Raw genomic sequence first — 20,503 nt, forward strand, 5'->3', positions numbered from 1 at the left:
CAGACGTACCCCGTGATTCCGGAAGCTTCCGGAATCACGGGGTGCGTCGGTTCTGTCGGCTAGAGCAGTTGGCGCAGCACGTAGGGCAGGATCCCGCCATGCTTGAAATAGGACTCCTCCGCAGGCGTGTCGACCCGGACGCGGGCGGCGAATTCCACGGCCTGATCTCCTTCACCGGCCCGGACGGTGACCTCCTCCGGCAGGTGCTCCTGCCCCTCGATTCCGACGACCGAGTAGACCTCGTCCCCGGTGAGGCCGAGGCTCTCAGCGGACTCGCCCTCCTTGAACTGCAGCGGCAGCACGCCCATGCCGATGAGGTTCGATCGGTGGATCCGCTCGAACGACTCTGCCAGCACGGCCCTCACTCCGAGGAGCGAGGTGCCCTTCGCGGCCCAGTCGCGCGAGGAGCCCGAGCCGTATTCGGCGCCGGCGATCACGAGCAGCGGCACTTCCTCCTCCGCGTAGCGCATCGCCGCGTCGTAGATCGAGGCCTCCTCGCCGCTGGGCCAGTGCTTGGTGAAACCGCCCTCGACTCCCGGGACCAGCTGATTGCGCAGTCGGACGTTGGCGAAGGTGCCCCGGACCATGACCTCGTGGTTGCCCCGGCGGGAACCGTAGGAGTTGAAGTCCGCCGGTTTCACTCCCTGTTCCTGCAGATACTGCCCGGCCGGTGAGCTCGGCTTGATGGTGCCGGCCGGTGAGATGTGGTCGGTGGTCACGGAATCGCCGAGGACTGCGAGCACCCGAGCTCCCGTGATGTCCCTCATCGGTTCCGGGTCCACCGGCATGCCGTTGAAGTAGGGCGGATGCTTCACGTAGGTCGAATCGTCCTGCCAGTCGAACATCTGGCCGGACGGCACGTCCATTCCCCGCCAGTTCTCGTCGCCGGTGAACACGTTGGAGTACCCCTGCGTGAACATCTCGGCCTCGACGTTCTCGTCGACGACGGCCTTGATCTCCTCCGAGCTCGGCCAGATGTCGCGCAGATAGACGGGGTCGCCGTTCGCCCCATCGCCCAGCGGCTCCTCGAGCAGATTGGTGTGGAGGCTTCCGGCCAGGGCGTAGGCCACGACCAGCGGCGGCGAAGCGAGGAAGTTCATCTTGACCTCGGGGTGGATCCGACCCTCGAAGTTGCGATTGCCGGACAGCACGGCGGAGACGTTGAGGTCCTGATCGTTCACCGCTCTGCTGACTTCCGGGATCAGCGGCCCGGAGTTTCCGATGCAGGTCGTGCAGCCGTAGCCCACGAGGTTGAAGCCGAGCTCCTCGAGGTACGGGGTGAGGCCCGAGCGGTCGAAGTAGTCGGTGACGATCCGCGAACCCGGGGCAAGAGTCGTCTTGACCCAGGGTCTGGTCTTCAGTCCGCGTTCGACGGCCTTCTTGGCCAGCAGCGCCGCGCCGACCATCACCGAGGGGTTCGACGTGTTGGTGCAGGAGGTGATGGCCGCGATGACGACATCGCCGTGATCGACGATCGCCTTGGTGTCCCCGATCACGACGTCGACGGGATCGCTCGGCCAGCCCAGCTTCTGGTTCGCGGTGAGCTGCTCCTCGGTCAAGCGCATCGGGGGCTCGTTCTTCTGGGTCGATCCCGGAGCGAACGAGACCGGATCGCTGGCCGGGAAGGAGTCCGCGGAGGCGTCGTCCACACTGCCGGCAGGAACGTCGGAGACCGACTCGTCCTCGGCGAGCAGGCCCAGCACCGTGGCCGGAGCGTGCTCGAGAGGGATCCGGTCCTGCGGCCGCTTCGGCCCGGCGATCGACGGAGTGATGGTCGACAGATCGAGCTGGAGGACCTGGCTGTAGTCAGCGGTGGCGTTCGGGTCGTGCCACAGCCCCTGCTCCTTCGCATACGCCTCGACCAGGGCGATCTGCTCTTCCGTGCGGCCCGTCAGGCGCAGGTAGTCAAGAGTCTCACCATCGATCGGGAAGATCGCACAGGTCGCACCGTACTCGGGACTCATGTTGCCGAGCGTGGCGCGGTTGGCCAGCGGGATGTTCGCCACGCCGGGGCCGAAGAACTCGACGAACTTGCCCACCACGCCCGTCTCCCGAAGCAGCTGGGCGACCCTGAGCACCACGTCGGTGGCCGTAGTGCCCTCCGGCAGCTCGCCGGTCAGCTCCAGCCCGACCACCTGCGGAATGAGCATGCTCATGGGCTGGCCGAGCATCGCCGCCTCGGCCTCGATGCCGCCCACACCCCAGCCGAGGACACCCAGCCCGTTGACCATGGGAGTGTGGGAGTCGGTCCCGACCAGCGTGTCGGGATAGGCGGCCTTGGTGCCGTCCTCGTTCTCGCGGATGAACACGACGCGCGCAAGGTACTCCAGATTGACCTGGTGGCAGATGCCGGTGCCCGGCGGCACGACCAGGAAGTCGTCGAAGGACTGCTGTGCCCAGCGAAGCAGCTGATAGCGCTCCTCATTGCGCTCGAACTCCAGATCCACATTGATGCTGAATGCATCCGCCATGCCGAAGGCGTCCGCGATCACGGAATGGTCGATGACGAGCTCAGCCGGGATGAGCGGGTTGATCCTCGCCGGGTCTCCCCCGAGCTCGGCCATTGCGTCGCGCATCGCCACCAGGTCGACCACGCAGGGCACCCCGGTGAAGTCCTGCATCAGCACTCGGGCCGGGGTGTACTGGATCTCCGGATTGACCTCGGCCTTGGGATCCCAATCGCGCAGCGCCTCGATCTGGGCAGTTGTCACCACCCGGCCGTCCTCGTTGCGCAGCAGGTTCTCCAGAAGGACCTTCAGGCTGTAGGGAAGGCGGTCAGATCCCGGGACCCGATCCAGCCGATGGATTTCGTAGTCGACTCCGTCGACGGTCAGCGTGTCGCGCGTGCTGAAGCTGTTGACGCTCATGTTCGCCCTTTCACCGATGGCGCAGGAGGGCTCAGTGACGCGGCCCGCCGCACCAGTGCTGGTTGTCTTCTCTGAATGGACTTACTGGCTCTGCCGGCGTTCGCCTCGGACGATCCCAGCACGAGTGGATGAGTCGGCCGAGAGTATGACTTCGATCATAGTCCCTGATCGGAGTTCTGTCCGATGGTTCGGTGCGTCCACGCGAATCCCACCCCTGGCCGTCGCGGTCCCTCCCGGCACTTCCGGTCACTGCCTTAGGTAACGAGACGATAACGATGCAGAGGGTGCAATTCGCCGGCACTCCGGAACCGGACGAATCCCAGTGGCCATAGGGGCGAGCGAGGTGTCCGCCGTCTCTCCTCCACTCGTCCCCGAGGCCCTCGAAACGGCCCGAAACCGGTGATGTCAGGTTGAAGACCTGGCTCAGCTCGCTAGGTTGAATGGCGTGACTTCAGCAATCGCAGACCCGCCGACAACAGCGACGATCAGCGCCCACCTGCGCGTGCCGAATGTGGACGACGGACAGCACATGTGGACGTTGGCTCGTGACACCGAAGTTCTCGACCTCAATTCCTCTTACGCCTACCTGCTGTGGTGCCGCGACTTCGCCGCGACCTCGGTGATCGCGGAAGTCGGTGACGAGCCCGCAGGATTCGTCACCGGGTACCTGCGCCCGGAGGCCCCGGACACTCTCATGATCTGGCAGGTGGCGGTGAGCGCGCAGTTCCGGGGGCAGCGCCTCGCCGGAACCATGCTCGACGAGCTCGTGAGGCGCACCGGAGCCACGCGCATGGAGACCACCATCACCGATGACAACGCGGCCTCTCACCGGTTGTTCACCGGCCTGGCCGATCGCCACGGCGCCGACTGGCGGCGCGCCGCGCTGTTCACTCCGGAGCACTACCCCGACGGCCACGACACCGAATACCTCTACGAAATCGCTCCGCTGCGCACCGCCGCGGCCTGACGTTCGACTCCTGTGCAATCGACACCCAGCCCACCCGACTGCGCCCTCCGCCTCCAGCCGCGGCGGACGCACCCAGAACTCGCGTGACCCGGGCACCCGCCCGTCCCACGCCTCGGTTCTCCGGCCGAGAGGCCGACATCCGGCCCCCGGCGGACCGATCCTCAGAAAGGGATGACCTTCATGAATGACGTCTTCGAAACACTGGAATCCGAGGTGCGCGGCTATTCCCGGTCATGGCCGGCCGAGTTCGCCACCGCCTCCGGCGCCGTCCAGACCACGATCGACGGAAGTGAGTACCTCGACTTCTTCTCCGGCGCCGGCGCGCTCAACTACGGTCACAACAACCCGGCGGTGATGGAGCCGCTGATCGACTACCTGCAGTCGGGAGCGGTCCTCCACTCGCTCGACATGAAGACCCCGGCCAAGCGGCGCTTCCTCGAGACCTTCGAGCGCCTCATCCTCAAGCCCCGGGCGCTCGACTACAAGGTGATGTTCCCCGGACCCACGGGCACGAACACGGTCGAGGCGGCCCTCAAGCTCGCCCGGAAGGTCACGGGCCGCCAGCACATCCTGTCCTTCACGAACGCGTTCCACGGGATGACGCTGGGCTCGCTGTCGGTCACCGGGAACTCGATGAAGCGGCAGGGGGCCGGAATCCCCCTGACCAATGCCTCGAAGATCCCCTACGACGACTACTTCGACGGCGAGACGACGGACTTCCTGTGGCTCGAGCGCGTTCTCGCGGACTCCGGTTCGGGGGTCGACCGTCCCGCCGCGATCATCGTCGAGACCGTGCAGGGCGAGGGCGGGCTGCGCGCAGCCCGCGCGGAATGGCTGCGCGGCCTCGCCGAGCTGTGCAAGCGCTACGAGGTGCTGCTCATCGTCGATGATGTGCAGGCCGGATGTGGGCGCACCGGCAGCTTCTTCAGCTTCGAGGAGGCGGGCATCGTTCCCGACATCGTGTGCCTGTCCAAGTCGATCTCCGGCTCGGGCCTGCCGATGGCGCTGACCCTGTTCAAGCCCGAGCTCGATGTGTGGTCCCCCGGGGAGCACAACGGCACCTTCCGCGGCAACAACCCGGCCTTCGTGACCGCCACCGCGGCGCTGGAGACCTTCTGGGCCGACGACTCGTTCCAGAACCGGGTCGCCGACACCAGTGCCGCGCTGCACGCCCGGCTCGGGGAGATCGCCGACAGCGTGGAGGGTGCGAGCGTGCGCGGGCGTGGGATGCTGGCCGGACTCCTGTTCGAGGACCCGGCCCACGCCGAGCGGGTCGCCGGCGAGGCGTATCGGCTCGGACTGCTGGTCGAGACTTCCGGGCCCGAGGATGAGGTCGTCAAGATCATGCCGCCGCTGACGATCTCCTCGGCAGAGCTCCAGCGCGGTCTCGATATCCTGACGACCGCCGTCCGCACAGTTGTCCGCTCCCCCGAACTCGCCACCGCCTGAGCGCCGATCCACGGCTTCCACAACCGACCGCAACCAAGGAGACATCTTGCTCGTCGTCAACCTCAACGACCTGAACGACACCGACCGCGACATCAAGTCGGACACCTGGCGCAGCCGTCGCATGGTGCTGGCGAAGGAGGGCGTCGGGTTCTCGCTGCACGACACCGTCATCTACGCGGGCACCACATCCACGTTCCATTACCAGAACCACATCGAAGCGGTCTACTGCGTCCAGGGCGAGGGAACGCTGACCAACGAGGAGACCGGAGAGGTCCACGAGCTGCGCGACGGCACGATGTACCTGCTCAACGGTCATGAGAAGCACACCGTGCGCGCCGAGACCGAGCTGCGCATGGCATGCGTCTTCAACCCGCCGGTGACCGGACGTGAAGTCCACGACGAGAACGGCGTGTATCCCCTCGTCACCGAAGACGCCGACACCTGAGCCTCCGGTCCGAAGAGCCCGATCAGCCCCGCTGACCGGGCTCTTCCGGGTCTGGGAACCAGAAGAGCACCTAAGCAGTGAAAGGAGCAGGCAGTGACTGTTCACACCAGCACCACAGCTGACCTCTACCCCACCCGGGTTTCCGGCCCGGGCACGGTCTTCGATCGGAAGGATCCGGTCGTGTACGGCAGCGAAGCCGACGGGCCGATGGCCGCGGTCGTCCTCCGAGGGTACGAGGACAAGGGCTATCTCACGATCGATCAGCTGATCACCCCGCAGGAGGTGGCCCAGCTCAAGGAAGAACTGGCCCGGCTCTCCGCCGACCCGAAGATCCGCGAGGACGAGCGGACTGTCATCGAGACGAAGAGCGCCGAGGTGCGCTCGATATTCGAGATTCACAGGGTCAGCGATGTCTTCGCCCGCATCGCGAACGACCCGCGGGTCGTGGACCGGGCCCGCCAGCTGCTGGGGTCCGATGTCTACATCCACCAGTCGCGGGTGAACTTCAAGCCCGGGTTCGAAGGCAAGGAGTTCTCCTGGCACTCCGACTTCGAGACCTGGCACGCCGAGGACGGACTACCGCGGATGAGGACCGTGAGCATCTCGATCTCGCTGACCGACAACTACTCGTACAACGGACCGCTGATGATCATGCCCGGTTCGCACCACAAGTACATCTCCGTCAGCGGTGAGACGCCGGCGGACAACTACCAGAAGTCGCTGGTCATGCAGGGAGCAGGAACACCCGACAAGGCCACCCTGACGAGATTCGCCGATGAGTACGGCATCGACGTGCTCGAAGGCGAGGCCGGCGGTGCGGTGATGTTCGATTGCAACTGCATGCATGCCTCCAATGGCAACGTGACGCCCTATCCGCGCTCGAACGTGTTCATCGTCTTCAACAGCGTCGAGAACACCGCGGTCGAGCCCTTCTCTGCCCCCGGACCGCGCCCGTCCTTCATCGGAGCCCGGGACTTCACCCCTGCAGGCTGACCCTGGGGCTCCCGCACCCGGAAGCTCTCAGAAGCCGCGAACAAGCCGGTTCGGCCCCGCCTCGCAGCACGTGCTGCGAGGCGGGGCCTGTCTTTTCCGGACCGCGCGAGCGGACGCTCCCGCGCGGAAACCCGCAGACTTCGAACAGCGCCGGCTGGATAACCACATGCTTCGGAGCGCACCCCGCACCGCGCCCGATCGTCCTCCTAGACTCGATTTCACCTGCTGAGACCACAAGCGGTCACTGCAGACGCTCCCGGTTCACGCGCTGCCACACCGACGTGCGACACCTGATGGAATCGGGCACGAGACCGATTGCCGGCAGCCGGCAGGTCGGCGATCAAGAAGGGACACGCCACACATGAACGACGTCTTCGAGACCTTGGAATCCGAGGTCCGTGCCTACCCTCGCTCCTGGCCCGCAGAATTCGCGAAGTCGTCCGGAGCGATCCAGACCACGACGGATGGGAAGGAGTACCTCGACTTCTTCTCCGGTGCCGGTGCTCTGAACTACGGCCACAACAACCCGGTCGTGATCGCGCCGCTGATCGAATACCTGCAGTCCGGGGGTGTGCTCCATTCGCTCGACATGAAGACACCCGCGAAGCGGAGGTTCCTGGAGACCTTCGAGCGGCTCATCCTCCGTCCCCGCGGTCTGGACTACAAGGTGATGTTCCCGGGACCGACTGGGACGAACACCGTGGAGGCCGCGCTCAAGCTCGCTCGGAAGGTCACCGGCCGGCATCATATCCTGTCATTCACCAACGGCTTCCACGGCATGACGCTGGGCTCGCTGTCGGTGACGGGCAACTCGATGAAGCGCAGAGGCGCGGGCGTACCCCTGACGAACACCTCGGTCATCCCCTATGACGAGTACCTCGACAGCGCGATGTCCGACCTGGTCTGGCTCGAGCGGGCGCTGCAGGACTCCGGTTCGGGTATCGACACCCCGGCCGCAGTCATCGTCGAGACCGTGCAGGGCGAAGGCGGGCTGCGGGCGGCTCGCGCCGAGTGGCTGCGGCGCCTCGAGCAGCTGTGCCATCGCTACGAGATCCTTCTCATCGTCGACGACGTGCAGGCCGGATGCGGACGGACCGGGACCTTCTTCAGCTTCGAGGACGCCGGAATCGTTCCGGACATCGTGTGCCTGTCGAAGTCGATCTCCGGCTCGGGTCTGCCGATGGCGTTGACGCTGTTCAAACCGGAGCACGATGTGTGGTCCCCCGGGGAGCACAACGGCACCTTCCGCGGCAACAACCCGGCATTCGTCACCGCGACGGCGGCGCTGGAGCACTACTGGGCCGACGACGAGTTCCAGAACGAGCTGCGCGACACCATCGCCGCGCTCCACAGCCGGCTCGAGGAGATCGCCCAGAGCGTGGAGGGCTCATGTGTGCGCGGCCGCGGGCTGCTCGCCGGCCTGCTGTTCGAGGACGCCGAGCACGCCACGCGGATCGCCGCTGAGGCCTATGCTCGGGGCCTGCTGGTCGAGACCTCCGGGCCTTCGGATGAAGTCGTCAAGATCATGCCGCCGCTGACGATCTCCTCGGCAGAGCTCGAGCGTGGTCTCGACATCCTCACCGAAGCGGTGCGGCAGGTCGTCCGGTCCCCGGAGCTGGCGGCCGACGCCTGACAGTGACGCGCGCCGGATTCGCCTCGCAGCGCCGGCGCGCGCTCAGTCCTCCGGGCAGCATTTCGAGGGATCAGCACCGGCTATCCTGGGCCGATGCGCATCTGGTCCCTGCACCCGTCCTACCTCGACCGCCAGGGACTGACGGCCTGCTGGCGCGAATCCCTGCTGGCCCAGGCGGTTCTGCTGGAGCGGACCCGCGGTTACCGCAGTCATCCGCAGCTGACCCGCTTCCGGGCCCTGCCGGACCCGGCCGGCGGCATCGGCGCCTATCTCGCGGGCATTGCCGACGAGGCGCAGCGGCGCGGGTATTCCTTCAATCGGTCCCTCGTCGAGCGATCGGACCCCGCGGCCCGCCTCACCGTCCCCATCGGCCAGGCGGAGTTCGAGTGGGGCCACCTGATGGCGAAGCTGCGTGTCCGCAGCCCGGAGCAGGCCGTGGCTCTCTCCCGGAGAGGCCAGGACGCCGGCCCGCCTCTGCTGCATCCGATGATGCTCGCGGTCGACGGGCCCGTCGCGGACTGGGAGCGGCCGTAGGCGGGGGCGGTCATTCCGGAACGATTCCGGTGGTGCTGAAGCCTGCGGTGGCCGCCAGCGCCTGCGGCAGGTCCGCGTAGCGGAAGCGGTACCCCGCTGCCTGCAACCGCGCCGGCGCAACCCGCAGATCGGCCTGTGCGAGCTCCTCGGCCGCCTGCTTGCCCAGCAGCACGGCAGGTCCGATGTCGGGCACCGACAGGGCGGCGGGCCGATGTGCGAGGCGCCCGAGCACCGCCGCGAACTCCCGCTGCCGCACGGGACCGGGCGCAACAGCGTTCACCGGCCCGGTGAGCTCCGCGTCAACGGCGACCCGGGCGTAGATCCGGGCGATGTCATCCAGCGAGATCCATGACAGCCACTGCCGTCCCGAGCCGAGCGGACCGCCCAGTCCGGCGAGGTACAGCGGCAGCTGCAGCCGGAGGAACCCGGACAGCGACGTGAGGACGACTCCCGTCCGGACCGACACCCAGCGCACCCCGAGGTCGGCGGCGCGAGATGCCTCGCTCTCCCAACGCGCGCACACCTCGGCGAGGAACCCGTCACCCGACTCCGCCTGCTCGGTCAGGGTCTCGTCGCCGCGGCTGCTTCCGTACGCGTTGATCCCGGACGCGCAGATGAAGGCCCGAGGCCTGTCCTGGGGCGGCAGTTCGGCCATGGCGAGGACGAGCAGCCGGGTGCTGTCCACGCGGGAGCTGAGGATCCTGTCCTTCGCGGCCGGGGTGAACCGGGTGGCGATCGGAACACCGCCGAGGTGGATGACCACGTCCGCCCACGCCACCTCGTCCGGCCGGAGGTATCCGCGACCGGGATCCCAGGACACCTCATCCGTGCGCCGGGCGCGCCGTCTCACCAGCCGTCGCACCTCGTGGCCGGCGGTGGACAGCAGCGCGGCGACCTGCCGGCCGATGGTCCCCGACGCGCCGGCGATGAGGATGCTGAGACTTTCGGGTCCGCCGACCTCGCGCAGATGCTGCTGGTAGTCGAGGTCGGCGGCCAGTCGATCGTTGCGCGCCAGGAAGGTGGCCTGAAGGGTGGGCTCCATGAGCGCACGTTCGATCCCGAGCAGGCCGGATGCCGCTGCGGGCAGCAGCCGGTAGTCGATGTCGTCAGTGATCAGGCACGCATTCCCGGAGTCCGATTCCCCTGATCCCTGCCCGGCTGCACCGGCGTCCGGACCCGCTGCGGCGAAGGTGTGCGTGTGCTCCCAGGACCGGAGCGGTCCGCGCACCATCCGGTCGACGAAGGAATGCTCGCTCGGCCCGGCCGCGTGCTCGGATACGAAAGGCACTCGGAGGACGCCGTGACTGCCGGGCAGCGAGGTGCGAAGATGCGCTCGGGCACCCGGCGCCAGCGGCGGGTGGGCCTCAGCGACCACCTCCTGCGCCCACTCGGGGCTCAGCCTGGTCAGAGCTCCGGGCCTCTGGTGCCAGGAGAAGACTTCAGCGAGCGGGTGGGCCACGACTGCCGAGTGCGAGAAATGCGCCATGTGCAGACTCTTCCAGATTCTGGTCCGAGATTCAGCAGTCAATCGCTGAGCGCGGCGATGAGCAGCTCGTCCGATCTCGCCTGCGCCTCGACGTCGAACATGCCTCCTGTGGCCAGCAGCTCATCAGCGCCGGTGAACTCGATCAGCGCCTCCAGTTCGGCGCGGACCTCAGCGGGACTCCCTGCGATGCCGGTCTCCAGGTGGTCCCCGAGCCGCCTGTCCTGGCGGTCGGTCCTCTTCAGCTCGCGTACCTGCTGAGCGCTTTGCAGCGGCGGGAACTCCCCGGTGGAGCGTGATGCGACCAGCGCCCACGCCTCGGGCAGAAGCAGCTCGCGAGCCTCCTGTCGCGAATCCGCCACCGCGATGTTGGCGGCGACCATGACGAACGGTCTTTCGGCGAACGGCGATGGGCGGAACTCCCGACGGTACCGTGCGATCCCCGGATGCTCGTCCCGGTCTGCTCGGCTGAACAGGCTCGGGCCGCCGAGCACGACACCCAGTCCCGCCTGCGCCGCGCGGTCCAGCCCGCGACCCGTGGCGAGCAGGTAGACCGGAGTCGCCGCCCGGTTCTGCGGACGAGCGGAGACAGCGGCCTCACCGCGCAGGTAGCCGAGCAGCTCGCTGAGATCGTCCGGAAACCGCTCGGCGGCATCGGCGTCCTGGCGGAGCGCCGCCCGCACCGCGGCCGTGAAGCCGAGGGAACGACCCAGACCGAGGTCGATCCGACCGGGATGGAGGGCCTCCAATGTCGCCGCCTGCTCCGCGACGACGATCGGCTGGTGGGCCGGGAGCATCACTCCCCCGGATCCCACGCGGATGCTCGTCGTGCGAGCGGCGACTGAGGCCATGAGCACCGTGGGCGCCGAACCGACGATGCCGGGTACCCCGTGGTGCTCGGCGACCCAGAATCGGTGGAAGCCCAGCCTCTCCGCATGCTGGGCGCGGGCGATCACCCGGCGGAGCGCGCGGAATTCCGATTCACCCGTGCGGGAGTTGGCGCGATCGAGGACGGACACGGGGAGCACAGTCATATCAGGGGCAACGGTGCCGCCGGACGCAATATTTCCCTGTTCCAGCCGCCGGTGTTCCGGTCTACGATGGCTGTGTGAGTGATCTGCCTCTCATCAGCACGCTGGGAGAGCTCCGCGCGGCGGGGCACGTCTACCGGGATCTGCGCCACGAGATCCGGGAGAACCTGCTCTCCCTCCTCGCCGCGGGCGAAAATCCCTGGCCGGGCCTGCACGGCTTCGAGACCACGGTCGTGCCGCAGCTGGAGCGCGCGCTGATCGCCGGCCACGACGTGGTGCTGCTCGGTGAGCGAGGACAGGGCAAGAGCCGGCTGCTGCGGACACTGTCCGGTCTGCTCGACGAGTGGACACCGGTGATATCCGGATCGGAGCTCAATGAGCACCCGTTCGCCCCGATCACGGAGGCATCCCGGGATCGGCTGCGTGCCGAGGGCGACGGGCTGCCGATCAGCTGGCGGCACCGCTCCGAGCGCTATGTCGAGAAGCTCGCGACCCCGGATACCTCGGTGGCCGACCTGATCGGCGACGTCGACCCGATCCGGGTGGCCGAGGGGCGACGGCTGTCGGATCCGGAGACGATCCACTACGGCCTGGTCCCGCGCTCCAATCGCGGCATCATCGCAATCAACGAGCTGCCCGACCTCGCCGAGCGGATCCAGGTTGCGATGCTCAACATCATGGAGGAGCGCGACATCCAGATCCGCGGCTACGTGCTGCGGCTGCCCCTCGACGTCCTGGTGGTCGCCACGGCGAACCCTGAGGACTACACCAACCGAGGGCGCATCATCACGCCCCTCAAGGACCGGTTCGGCGCCGAGGTGCGCACCCACTATCCCAGGGAGCTGGCCGCGGAGGTCGCGGTGATCGAGCAGGAGGCCTACCTGGTCGCCGACGTTCCGCCCGTCCTGCTGGAGATCATCGCCCGCTTCACCCGCAGCCTGCGAGAATCCGCCGCCGTCAATCAGAGCTCAGGGGTGTCTGCGCGATTCGCGATCGCCGGTGCGGAGACAGTCGCGGCCTCGGCGCTGCGACGCGCAACGCTGTACGGCGAGGACACACCGGTCGCCCGCCCTGTCGACCTCGACTCCGCTCTCGACGTGCTCGGCGGGAAGGTCGAGTTCGAGCCCGGCGAGGAGGGGCGCGAGCGCGACATCCTCGTCCACCTGCTGCGGCGCGCCACGGCCGAGGCGGTGCGCACCCGTTTCCGGGGCCTGGACTTCGAACCGCTCGTCAGCGCCCTCGACGGGCACACGGTGATCACCACGGGCGCGGAGACTCCCGCGCGAGATCTCCTGGCGGACCTGCCGGAGCTCCCCGTGCGGGTCGGCGAAGGGCTGGTCCACCACGATGATCCGGCCGCCGGGCAGGTGCAGACCCTCTACGACCAGATCTGCGCTCGGCTGAGCGCGGGATCCGAGGGCCGTCGGGCCGGAGCCATCGAGCTCGCCCTCGAAGGCCTGTACCTCGCACGGCGGATCTCCAAGGAGTCCGCCGACGGGGACACCGTCTACGGATAGGAGGCGATGATGCCGCCGCGCCGCCGTTCCACCCGCTACGGGAAGTACATCGGAGGACCGGACCCGCTCGCCCCGCCGGTCGACCTGGGCGAGGCCCTGGACGCCGTCGCCGAGGACGTCATGGCCGGCTACTCTCCCGAGCATGCGCTGCGCGAATACCTCCGCAAAGGCGGGTCCGACCGCGAAGGGCTCGACGACCTGGCCGGGCGCGTGCAGCGGCGCAGGCAGGAGCTGATGTCGCGGCACAGTCTTGACTCGACGCTGGAGGAGATCAGACGTCTTCTGGACACCGCCGTGACCGAGGAGCGCAAGCAGCTGGCACGCGACATCCGGATGGACGACACCGACCGGGCGTTCCGGGAGATGCTGCTGGAGAATCTCCCCGACTCGACGCCGGCCGCGCTGCGCGAGCTGGAGAACTACGACTGGCAGTCCACGACCGCGCGAGAAGCCGCGGAGCGGATCCAGGACCTGCTCGGCCGAGAGATGCTCGACCAGCGCTTCGAGGGGATGAAGGAAGCGCTTGAGAACGCCACCGACGCGGACCGCGCGGCGGCGCAGGAGATGCTCCGTGCGCTCAACGAGCTGCTCGACAAGCACCGGCGCGGGCAGGCCACGCAGGCCGACTTCGAGGAATTCATGGCCGCCTTCGGGCAGTACTTCCCGGGGAACCCGCGCACCATCGACGAGCTCATCGAATCGCTGGCCGAGCGGGCCGCCGCGATGAGCCGGATGCTGAACTCCATGACTCCCGAGCAGCGCGAGGAGCTCATGCAGCTGTCGGCCCAGGCCTTCGGCTCGCCGGAGCTCATGGAGCAGCTCGATCGACTGGACGAGAACCTCCAGGCCCTGCGGCCCGGCGAGGACTGGACCGGTGAGGAGGGCGAGGGAAGCGGACAGGGGCTCGGCCTGGCCGCGCTGTCGGACATCGCCGAACTCGATGCCCTCGCCGAGCAGCTGGCCCAGACGTACAGCGGATCCAGTCTCGACGACATCGACCTGGAGGCCCTCGCGCGGCAGCTGGGCCCCTCGGCCGCGGTCTCGGCGCAGGCGCTGTCGGAGATCGAACAGGCTCTGCGGAGGGACGGATATCTGACCCGAGCCCCGGACGGCGAGCTGCGGCTGTCGCCCCAGGCGATCCGGCGCCTCGGCAAGTCGCTGCTCGAGGACGCCGCCCGGCAGCTGTCCGGCCGGCACGGTCAGCGCGACACCAGGAACATCGGCACCAGCGGCGAAGCCACCGGCGCGACCAGAGAATGGCAGTTCGGTGACCTCGAGCCGTGGGACGTCTCCCGCAGCGTCGCCAACGCGGTCCACCGGACCGTCGCCGAAGGCGGGGACGCGAGCCGGGGAGTGCGGCTCCAGGTGGGCGACATCGAGGTCGTGGAGACCGAGGCGCGCACCCAGGCGGCGGTGGCCCTGCTGGCCGACACCTCGTTCTCGATGGCGGCCGAGGGGCGCTGGCTGCCGATGAAGCGGATGGCGCTCGCGCTCCATCACCTGGTGTCCACCCGGTTCCGCGGCGATGCGCTGGAGCTGATCACCTTCAGTCGGCTGGCGCAGACGGTGGACATCGCCGAGCTGACCGCACTGCCGTCCATTCGCGAGCAGGGCACCAATCTCCACCATGCGCTGATCCTCGCCAACCGCTTCTTCCGCCGCCACCCGACGATGCAGCCGGTGCTGCTGGTGGTCACCGACGGTGAGCCCACGGCCCACCTGCTGCCCGACGGCCAGTCGTGGTTCTGGTACCCGCCGGACGCGGAGACCCTCGAGGCGACTGTCACCGAGCTGGACCGGGTCGCCCGGCGCGGCACGAAGGTCACCTTCTTCCGCCTCGGCGATGAACCCGGCCTGGCACGATTCCTGGATGCGCTGGCGCGGCGGGCGGATGCGCGGGTCGTCGCCCCGGATCCGTCCGACCTCGCGCCTGCCGTCGTCAGCGAGTACTTGGCGGGGCATGGCCGGAAGGGCCGGGCCGGGGCCGGCGAGACGGAGGATCTGCTCTGACCGGTGCCCCCGCATCGAGCTCGGGCCGGGAGCTCACCTCGCCTGCCGGAGCACCCCCGGGTCGGCAGCTGCTCAGATCGGCAGCTACGTCGCCCGAAGGAGCGCGGTCAGGCCGGCGGCGAACGTGTCCTCGGCCGAATCATCGGCGACGTCGAGCAGAGACCGGTTCTGCTCGATCATGAGCTGACCCAGCACGAAGCTCAAGAGCACTGCGAGGCTCTGCGACTCGAGCGCCGTTGCCAGCGCCTCCGGGATCACGGTCTCGGGCTGCAGCGAGTACGCGAGAGTGAAGATCTCTGCACCGTCCCGATACGCCAGCAGCACGTCGCGCAGAGCCAGGCAGGTCACCGCCGGAGTCGGTCGGGCGCTCGCGGGGCAGCGCGCGTCGACCTCCGCGGTGAATCGCTGGGCGATGAGTACGAAGAGCTCCTGCTTGTTCTTCACGTGCCAGTAGAGGGCCGAGGGCTGGACTTGAAGTTCGCGGGCAAGACGGCGCATCGAGAGGTCGCCCATGCCGAACTGCGAGAGCACCTCGAGCGAGGTGTCGACGATCGACTCCGGGGTCAGTGTCAACGGGCTCGTGTCCTCCCCTGCTGTCGGTGCGCGGACCTGCTGTCGGTGTTCGGGAAGCCGCCACCGGAGCTGCTGCTCACTGCTTCCCGACGCTGCGCCCCTCATTCCTATCAGAGCCGCCGACCAGCCGACGGCTTCTGCAACCAGCGCGGGCCCGGATTCGGTGCCTCACCAGGAGGTGATTCCGGTCACGAACAGGCCCCGCAGGACCGGCTCGAATTGGCCCGAGGCACCGGCTGTGGCTATAGTTGTTCTTGCTTCGCAATCGGGATATAGCGCAGCTTGGTAGCGCGCCTCGTTCGGGACGAGGAGGTCGTGGGTTCGAATCCCGCTATCCCGACCAACCCGCAGTCCGTCAGCGGACGGTGAGATCGAACAGAACAGCCCCGCAACCGGATCCGGTTGCGGGGCTGTTGTCGGCGAAGAGCTTCTCGCCTCCGCGAAATCAGCACCGCATCAACCGGATCAGCACCGCATCCGAGAAAATCAGCACCGCGTCAACCGGATCAGCGGCGCATCCGCGGGATCATTCGATCCGGGCGCTGAGCTTCTCAGCAACGGCGGCCAGCGTCTCCTGCTCGGCCATCGGTCCCTTGTTGGCCGGATTGAAGTCGCTGACGGAGTTGGTCGGCCAGACATGGATGTGGACGTGCGGCACTTCGTAGCCCTGGATCAGCAGCCCGATCCGCTGGCAGTCGAACGCCGCCATCTGCGCTGCGCCGATGCGCTTGGCGACCGACAGCAGATGCGCGGCGAGCTCGTCGGTCAGGTCGACCCAGTGGGAGACCTCCTCGCGCGGGACCACGAGCACGTGGCCTTCGGTCATGGGTTCCACATCGAGGAATGCCGCGCAGTAGTCGTCCTGGTAGACGAATGCTCCGGGGATCTCCCCATTGATGATCTTGGTGAAGATGCTTGCCACGTCTTCAGTGCCTTTCTCTCGGTCCGGCAGATCGTGTCTCACGCCGGGAGGAACTCGGTGAAATCGCGGGCTTCCGTCCGCGGATTGACGACGGTGGCCGCCACGGCTCCGTCCTGGGAGATGAGGAATGTGCCCCGCACGGCCATGCCGTTGTCCTCGTTGAACACGCGGTACTCCCGCGCAACCCTGCCGTGCGGCCAGAAGTCCGCGGCCAGCCGGAACGGGATGTCCTTCTGCTCGGACCACGCCTGAAGCGCGTACTTCGAGTCGACGGACACCCCGATCACGCTGATCTCCGCCTCGGCGAAGCGATCATTCAGGCCGATGAGCTGATCCATCTCTCCGCCGCACACCGGGGAGAAGGCGAACGGGTAGAAGACGAGGAGCACCCTCTGCTCCTGCAGCAGTTCGCTGAGCACCAGCTCCTCGCCGTGCTGGGAGGAGAGGGAGAAATCGGGAGCCGGGGCGCCGACCGGAAGACCTGCCATCGAGTCCGCCGCTCAGCTGTAGTTCTTCTTGCCGACCAGGCAGAAGCCCGACCAGTCGGAAGCGACGCTGACGGTCTTGGTGACGTGCATTCCTGCTGTCGGTGCGGCCTCCGAGATGTCGGCCGGCGGGATGTGACCCGGCCGGCTGGCCTTGGGCGTCAGCAGCCACAGCCTGCCGCCTTCGGCCAGGGTGCCCTGGGCATCGACCAGTCCATCGGTCAGGTCCGGATCGTCGGCTCTCCACCACATGATGATGACGTCGAATTCGTCGTCGACGTCCTCATCGGCCATCTCCTCCCCGGTGATCGCCTCGATGGCCTCACGCAGGTCGAAGTCGACGTCCTCGTCGTACCCGATCTCCTGGATGTACTGACCGGCGCGAAGCCCGAGCTTGGTCGCCATGTCACCGGAACCCTGTCCGGATGGGTGCATTGTCCTTTCGGAAGGAGAAGTGCTCATGAGCACATTGTCGGCGCATGTGCGCTGGTGAGCAAATGCCCACGCCCGAATTCTGCGGGTGGTCGTGCTTGGTCCTTCGCATCCTTCGCCACGCAGGCGCAATCTGTCCTAGGCTGGGACCAACCCCTGAGGTCTGTCCCCGCGCGCGGCCGCCCAACGCCGGCACCGAGCGCAGACTGCCTCACCGTCCGCCGACGGCACACCGTCGAACCGAGAGGACTCACGCAGTGGACAAGCAGAACCGCGGACCGATTCTCAACGGTCTCCCCAGCCATGTTCCGGACATCGATCCCGAGGAGACACAGGAATGGCTGGACTCCCTCGACTCGCTCACGTCGACAGGCGGACGGACCCGCGCCCGCTACGTGATGCTGCGCCTCCTGGAGCGTGCTCGGCAGAACGACATCAGCGTCCCGAGCCTCACTGCCACTGACTACGTCAACACGATCGGCCCGGACGCCGAGCCCTGGTTCCCCGGCGATGAAGAGGTCGAGCGGCGCTTCCGGCGGTGGATCCGCTGGAACGCGGCCGTGATGGTCCACCGGGCGCAGCGACCGGGAATCGAGGTCGGCGGGCACATCTCCACCTACGCCTCGGCGGCGACTCTCTACGAGGTGGGGCTCAACCACTTCTTCCGCGGCAAGGACCACCCCGGCGGCGGCGATCACATCTTCTACCAGGGTCACGCCTCGCCGGGCATGTATGCGCGCGGCTACCTCGAGGGACGGCTGACCGCCGACCAGCTCGACGGCTTCCGGCAGCAGGTGTCCCACCACATCGACGGCAAGCCCGACGGGCTGCCGTCCTACCCGCACCCCCGCCAGCTGCCCGGCTTCTGGGAGTTCCCGACCGTCTCGATGGGCATCGGCCCGATGAATGCGATTGCACAGGCGCAGTTCGACAAGTACCTGCACAACCGCGGCATCAAGGACACCTCCCAGCAGCACACCTGGGCTTTCCTCGGCGACGGCGAGATGGACGAACCGGAGAGCCGCGGCATGCTCCAGACCGCGGCCTACGAGGAGCTCGACAACCTCACCTTCGTCATCAACTGCAACCTGCAGCGCCTGGACGGCCCGGTGCGCGGCAACGGCAAGATCATCCAGGAGCTCGAGGCGTTCTTCCGCGGCGCGGGCTGGAACGTCATCAAGGTGATCTGGGGCCGGGAATGGGACGCCCTGCTGGCTCAGGACCGTGACGGCGCTCTGGTCAATCTCATGAACGCCACTCCGGACGGCGACTACCAGACCTACAAGGGCGAGAACGGCGGTTTCGTCCGCGACAACTTCTTCGGTCGTGATCCGCGCACCAAGGCCATGGTCGAGGACTACAGCGACGAGCAGATCTGGCAGCTCAAGCGCGGCGGCCACGACTATCGCAAGGTCTATGCCGCGTACAAGTCGGCGCTCAACCACACCGGACAGCCCACGGTCATCCTCGTCAAGACCGTCAAGGGCTACTCGCTCGGACCGCACTTCGAGGCGCGCAACGCCACGCACCAGATGAAGAAGATGCAGCTCGAGGACCTCAAGATGGCCCGCGACCACTTCTCCATCCCGATCTCCGACAAGGAGCTCGAGGAGAACCCGAAGCTGCCGCCGTACTACCACCCCGGCGAGGACGCGCCCGAGATCAAGTACCTGCTCGACCGGCGCCGCGAGCTCGGCGGGTTCACGCCGGAGCGCCGCTCGAAGTACGTGGACATCACCCTGCCCGACGACAAGGACTACGAGGTCGCCAAGCGCGGCTCCGGCAAGCAGGAGATCGCCACCACGATGGGCTTCGTGCGCATCCTCAAGGACCTGATGCGCAACAAGGAGTTCGGCAAGCGCGTCGTGCCGATCATCCCGGACGAGGCCCGCACCTTCGGCATGGATTCCTTCTTCCCGACCGCGAAGATCTACAACCCGCATGGGCAGAACTACATCTCTGTGGACCGCGACCTGTTTCTCGCGTACAAGGAGGCCACGGACGGCCAGCTGCTGCACATGGGAATCAACGAGGCCGGCTCGACCGCGGCGCTGACCGCGGCCGGCACTTCGTACGCCACGCACGGCGAGCCGATGATCCCGTTCTATATCTTCTACTCGATGTTCGGCTTCCAGCGCTCCGGTGACTTCTTCTGGGCAGCCGGGGACCAGATGGCTCGCGGCTTCATCCTCGGCGCCACTGCCGGCCGCACCACGCTGGTCGCGGAAGGCCTGCAGCACGGCGACGGCCACTCCCACGTCCTGTCCTCGACCTACCCGTCGGTCATCTCCTACGACCCGGCCTACGCCTACGAGATCGGCCACATCATCCGCGACGGCATCGAGCGCATGTACGGACCCGAGGACGGCCGAGACCCGAACGTCATGTACTACATCACGATGTACAACGAACCCATGCACCAGCCGCCGGAGCCGGAGAACCTCGACGTCGAAGGCGTGCTCAAGGGCATCTACAAGCTCAAGGACGGTCCTGAGCTCGACGGACCCAAGGTGCAGCTGCTCGCCTCCGGTGTGGCGCTGCCGTGGATCCTGGAAGCCCAGGAGCTGCTGGAGAAGGACTGGAACGTGAGCGCGGACGTGTGGTCCGTGACGTCGTGGCAGGAGCTGCGCCGCGACGGCCTGGTGTGCGACGACGAGCGCCTCCTCGATCCCGCCGCGGAGAAGCGGATCCCGTACATCACGCGTAAGCTCGCCGAGTCCAGCGGCCCGGTGATCGCCACCAGCGACTACACCCGGACCGTGCCGGACATGATCCGCCAGTACGTGCCGAACCACTTCACGTCGCTGGGCGCCGACGGCTTTGCGATCTCGGACACCCGCCCGGCCGCACGTCGGCACTTCCTCATCGACGGCCCGTCGGTCGTCGTGCAGGCCCTGATCAGCCTTGCCGACCTGGGCCAGCTCGACCCGCAGGTGGCCGCCGAGGCGTCGAAGAAGTATCAGCTCGACGACCCGCGGGCCGGCGCCACCGGATCGACCGAGGGCGCGGGCGCCTGAGCCGGCGGGCTGGGCGCTTCCGGGCGGGACCTGCCATCGGAAGCGGGTGCTGGTGCCGCGAGCACGGCCGGGGCGGCTGCACGTGAGCACCGGGAGCGGGGCGTGGGAATTCCCACGCCCCGTTTTTGTGCCCGAAACACAAATC

The 20,503-nt window shown here is 67.6% G+C and carries 16 protein-coding genes and 1 tRNA gene; 10 read left to right on the forward strand and 7 right to left on the reverse strand.

Annotated elements, in window-relative coordinates; all coding sequences use genetic code 11:
- Positions 1 to 59 precede the first annotated feature (59 nt).
- The gene (locus LXN01_RS07080; protein ID WP_236863925.1) at positions 60 to 2,867 is read right to left on the reverse strand and encodes an aconitate hydratase; all 2,808 of its coding nucleotides are present in this window, start codon (positions 2,865 to 2,867) and stop codon (positions 60 to 62) included.
- Positions 2,868 to 3,312: 445 nt separating this feature from the next.
- On the opposite strand from LXN01_RS07080, the gene ectA reads away from it, so the two are divergent.
- The 6 genes from ectA to LXN01_RS07110 all read left to right on the forward strand — a co-directional run bounded on the left by ectA (position 3,313) and on the right by LXN01_RS07110 (position 8,888).
- Positions 3,313 to 3,834 (forward strand): diaminobutyrate acetyltransferase, encoded by a 522-nt coding sequence (gene ectA, locus LXN01_RS07085; RefSeq protein ID WP_336885243.1) that lies wholly within the window; start codon positions 3,313 to 3,315, stop codon positions 3,832 to 3,834.
- Positions 3,835 to 4,014: 180 nt separating this feature from the next.
- Positions 4,015 to 5,283 (forward strand): diaminobutyrate--2-oxoglutarate transaminase, encoded by a 1,269-nt coding sequence (gene ectB, locus LXN01_RS07090; RefSeq protein WP_236863926.1) that lies wholly within the window; start codon positions 4,015 to 4,017, stop codon positions 5,281 to 5,283.
- A 46-nt stretch (positions 5,284 to 5,329) separates the two neighbouring features.
- Positions 5,330 to 5,728: an ectoine synthase gene (locus tag LXN01_RS07095; RefSeq protein ID WP_236863927.1), complete on the forward strand. Its 399-nt coding sequence runs from the start codon at positions 5,330 to 5,332 to the stop codon at positions 5,726 to 5,728.
- 93 nt (positions 5,729 to 5,821) lie between these two features.
- Complete coding sequence (gene thpD / locus LXN01_RS07100) at positions 5,822 to 6,721, forward strand: ectoine hydroxylase (RefSeq protein ID WP_236863928.1); 900 nt, start codon at positions 5,822 to 5,824, stop codon at positions 6,719 to 6,721.
- A 361-nt stretch (positions 6,722 to 7,082) separates the two neighbouring features.
- A complete protein-coding gene (gene ectB, locus LXN01_RS07105) occupies positions 7,083 to 8,354 on the forward strand; it encodes a diaminobutyrate--2-oxoglutarate transaminase (RefSeq protein ID WP_236863929.1) in 1,272 nt (423 codons plus the stop codon).
- Between the two features lie 93 nt (positions 8,355 to 8,447).
- Positions 8,448 to 8,888, forward strand: coding sequence for a pyrimidine dimer DNA glycosylase/endonuclease V (locus tag LXN01_RS07110; protein WP_236863930.1), 441 nt, complete (start codon positions 8,448 to 8,450; stop codon positions 8,886 to 8,888).
- A 10-nt stretch (positions 8,889 to 8,898) separates the two neighbouring features.
- Here LXN01_RS07110 and LXN01_RS07115 read toward each other — a convergent pair whose 3' ends face one another.
- On the reverse strand, positions 8,899 to 10,374 hold the full coding sequence (locus tag LXN01_RS07115; protein WP_236863931.1) for a TIGR01777 family oxidoreductase: 1,476 nt from the start codon (positions 10,372 to 10,374) through the stop codon (positions 8,899 to 8,901).
- 38 nt (positions 10,375 to 10,412) lie between these two features.
- On the reverse strand, positions 10,413 to 11,405 hold the full coding sequence (locus LXN01_RS07120; RefSeq protein ID WP_236863932.1) for an MsnO8 family LLM class oxidoreductase: 993 nt from the start codon (positions 11,403 to 11,405) through the stop codon (positions 10,413 to 10,415).
- Positions 11,406 to 11,479: 74 nt separating this feature from the next.
- On the opposite strand from LXN01_RS07120, the gene LXN01_RS07125 reads away from it, so the two are divergent.
- Both LXN01_RS07125 and LXN01_RS07130 read left to right on the forward strand, forming a co-directional pair.
- Positions 11,480 to 12,919 carry a magnesium chelatase ATPase subunit I gene (locus LXN01_RS07125; RefSeq protein ID WP_236863933.1) on the forward strand — a complete coding sequence of 480 codons (1,440 nt, stop codon included), beginning with the start codon at positions 11,480 to 11,482 and terminating at the stop codon, positions 12,917 to 12,919.
- 9 nt (positions 12,920 to 12,928) lie between these two features.
- On the forward strand, positions 12,929 to 14,929 hold the full coding sequence (locus LXN01_RS07130; protein WP_236864113.1) for a vWA domain-containing protein: 2,001 nt from the start codon (positions 12,929 to 12,931) through the stop codon (positions 14,927 to 14,929).
- Positions 14,930 to 15,013: 84 nt separating this feature from the next.
- Here the strand turns inward: LXN01_RS07130 and LXN01_RS07135 are convergent, their stop codons facing one another.
- Positions 15,014 to 15,502, reverse strand: a complete 489-nt coding sequence (locus LXN01_RS07135; RefSeq protein ID WP_236863934.1) for a TetR family transcriptional regulator — start codon at positions 15,500 to 15,502, stop codon at positions 15,014 to 15,016.
- 266 nt (positions 15,503 to 15,768) lie between these two features.
- Between LXN01_RS07135 and LXN01_RS07140 the strand changes: the two genes are divergently transcribed.
- Positions 15,769 to 15,845, forward strand: a tRNA-Pro gene (locus LXN01_RS07140).
- A 183-nt stretch (positions 15,846 to 16,028) separates the two neighbouring features.
- Here LXN01_RS07140 and LXN01_RS07145 read toward each other — a convergent pair.
- The 3 genes from LXN01_RS07145 to LXN01_RS07155 are packed head-to-tail and all read right to left on the reverse strand — an operon-like array spanning position 16,029 to position 17,371.
- Positions 16,029 to 16,424, reverse strand: coding sequence for an HIT family protein (locus LXN01_RS07145; protein WP_236863935.1), 396 nt, complete (start codon positions 16,422 to 16,424; stop codon positions 16,029 to 16,031).
- Between the two features lie 38 nt (positions 16,425 to 16,462).
- Positions 16,463 to 16,912 (reverse strand): redoxin domain-containing protein, encoded by a 450-nt coding sequence (locus tag LXN01_RS07150; RefSeq protein WP_236863936.1) that lies wholly within the window; start codon positions 16,910 to 16,912, stop codon positions 16,463 to 16,465.
- Positions 16,913 to 16,924: 12 nt separating this feature from the next.
- Positions 16,925 to 17,371, reverse strand: a complete 447-nt coding sequence (locus LXN01_RS07155; RefSeq protein WP_236863937.1) for a DUF3052 domain-containing protein — start codon at positions 17,369 to 17,371, stop codon at positions 16,925 to 16,927.
- Between the two features lie 227 nt (positions 17,372 to 17,598).
- Here LXN01_RS07155 and aceE point away from each other — a divergent pair, with 227 nt between their 5' ends.
- On the forward strand, positions 17,599 to 20,358 hold the full coding sequence (gene aceE, locus LXN01_RS07160; protein ID WP_236863938.1) for a pyruvate dehydrogenase (acetyl-transferring), homodimeric type: 2,760 nt from the start codon (positions 17,599 to 17,601) through the stop codon (positions 20,356 to 20,358).
- Positions 20,359 to 20,503: the final 145 nt, after the last annotated feature.

The sequence above is a fragment of the Brevibacterium daeguense genome, assembly GCF_021729135.1.
GTDB classification, from domain to species: Bacteria; Actinomycetota; Actinomycetes; order Actinomycetales; family Brevibacteriaceae; genus Brevibacterium; species Brevibacterium daeguense.

Excerpts from the sequence above, each read along its gene's own strand:
- LXN01_RS07080 (WP_236863925.1), bottom strand. The coding sequence starts at position 2,867 with ATGAGCGTCAACAGCTTCAGCACGCGCGACACGCTGACCGTCGACGGA.
- ectB (WP_236863926.1), top strand. The coding sequence starts at position 4,015 with ATGAATGACGTCTTCGAAACACTGGAATCCGAGGTGCGCGGCTATTCC.
- ectB (WP_236863929.1), top strand. The coding sequence starts at position 7,083 with ATGAACGACGTCTTCGAGACCTTGGAATCCGAGGTCCGTGCCTACCCT.
- LXN01_RS07110 (WP_236863930.1), top strand. The coding sequence starts at position 8,448 with ATGCGCATCTGGTCCCTGCACCCGTCCTACCTCGACCGCCAGGGACTG.
- LXN01_RS07115 (WP_236863931.1), bottom strand. The coding sequence starts at position 10,374 with ATGGCGCATTTCTCGCACTCGGCAGTCGTGGCCCACCCGCTCGCTGAA.
- LXN01_RS07120 (WP_236863932.1), bottom strand. The coding sequence starts at position 11,405 with ATGACTGTGCTCCCCGTGTCCGTCCTCGATCGCGCCAACTCCCGCACG.
- LXN01_RS07130 (WP_236864113.1), top strand. The coding sequence starts at position 12,929 with ATGCCGCCGCGCCGCCGTTCCACCCGCTACGGGAAGTACATCGGAGGA.
- LXN01_RS07150 (WP_236863936.1), bottom strand. The coding sequence starts at position 16,912 with ATGGCAGGTCTTCCGGTCGGCGCCCCGGCTCCCGATTTCTCCCTCTCC.
- LXN01_RS07155 (WP_236863937.1), bottom strand. The coding sequence starts at position 17,371 with ATGAGCACTTCTCCTTCCGAAAGGACAATGCACCCATCCGGACAGGGT.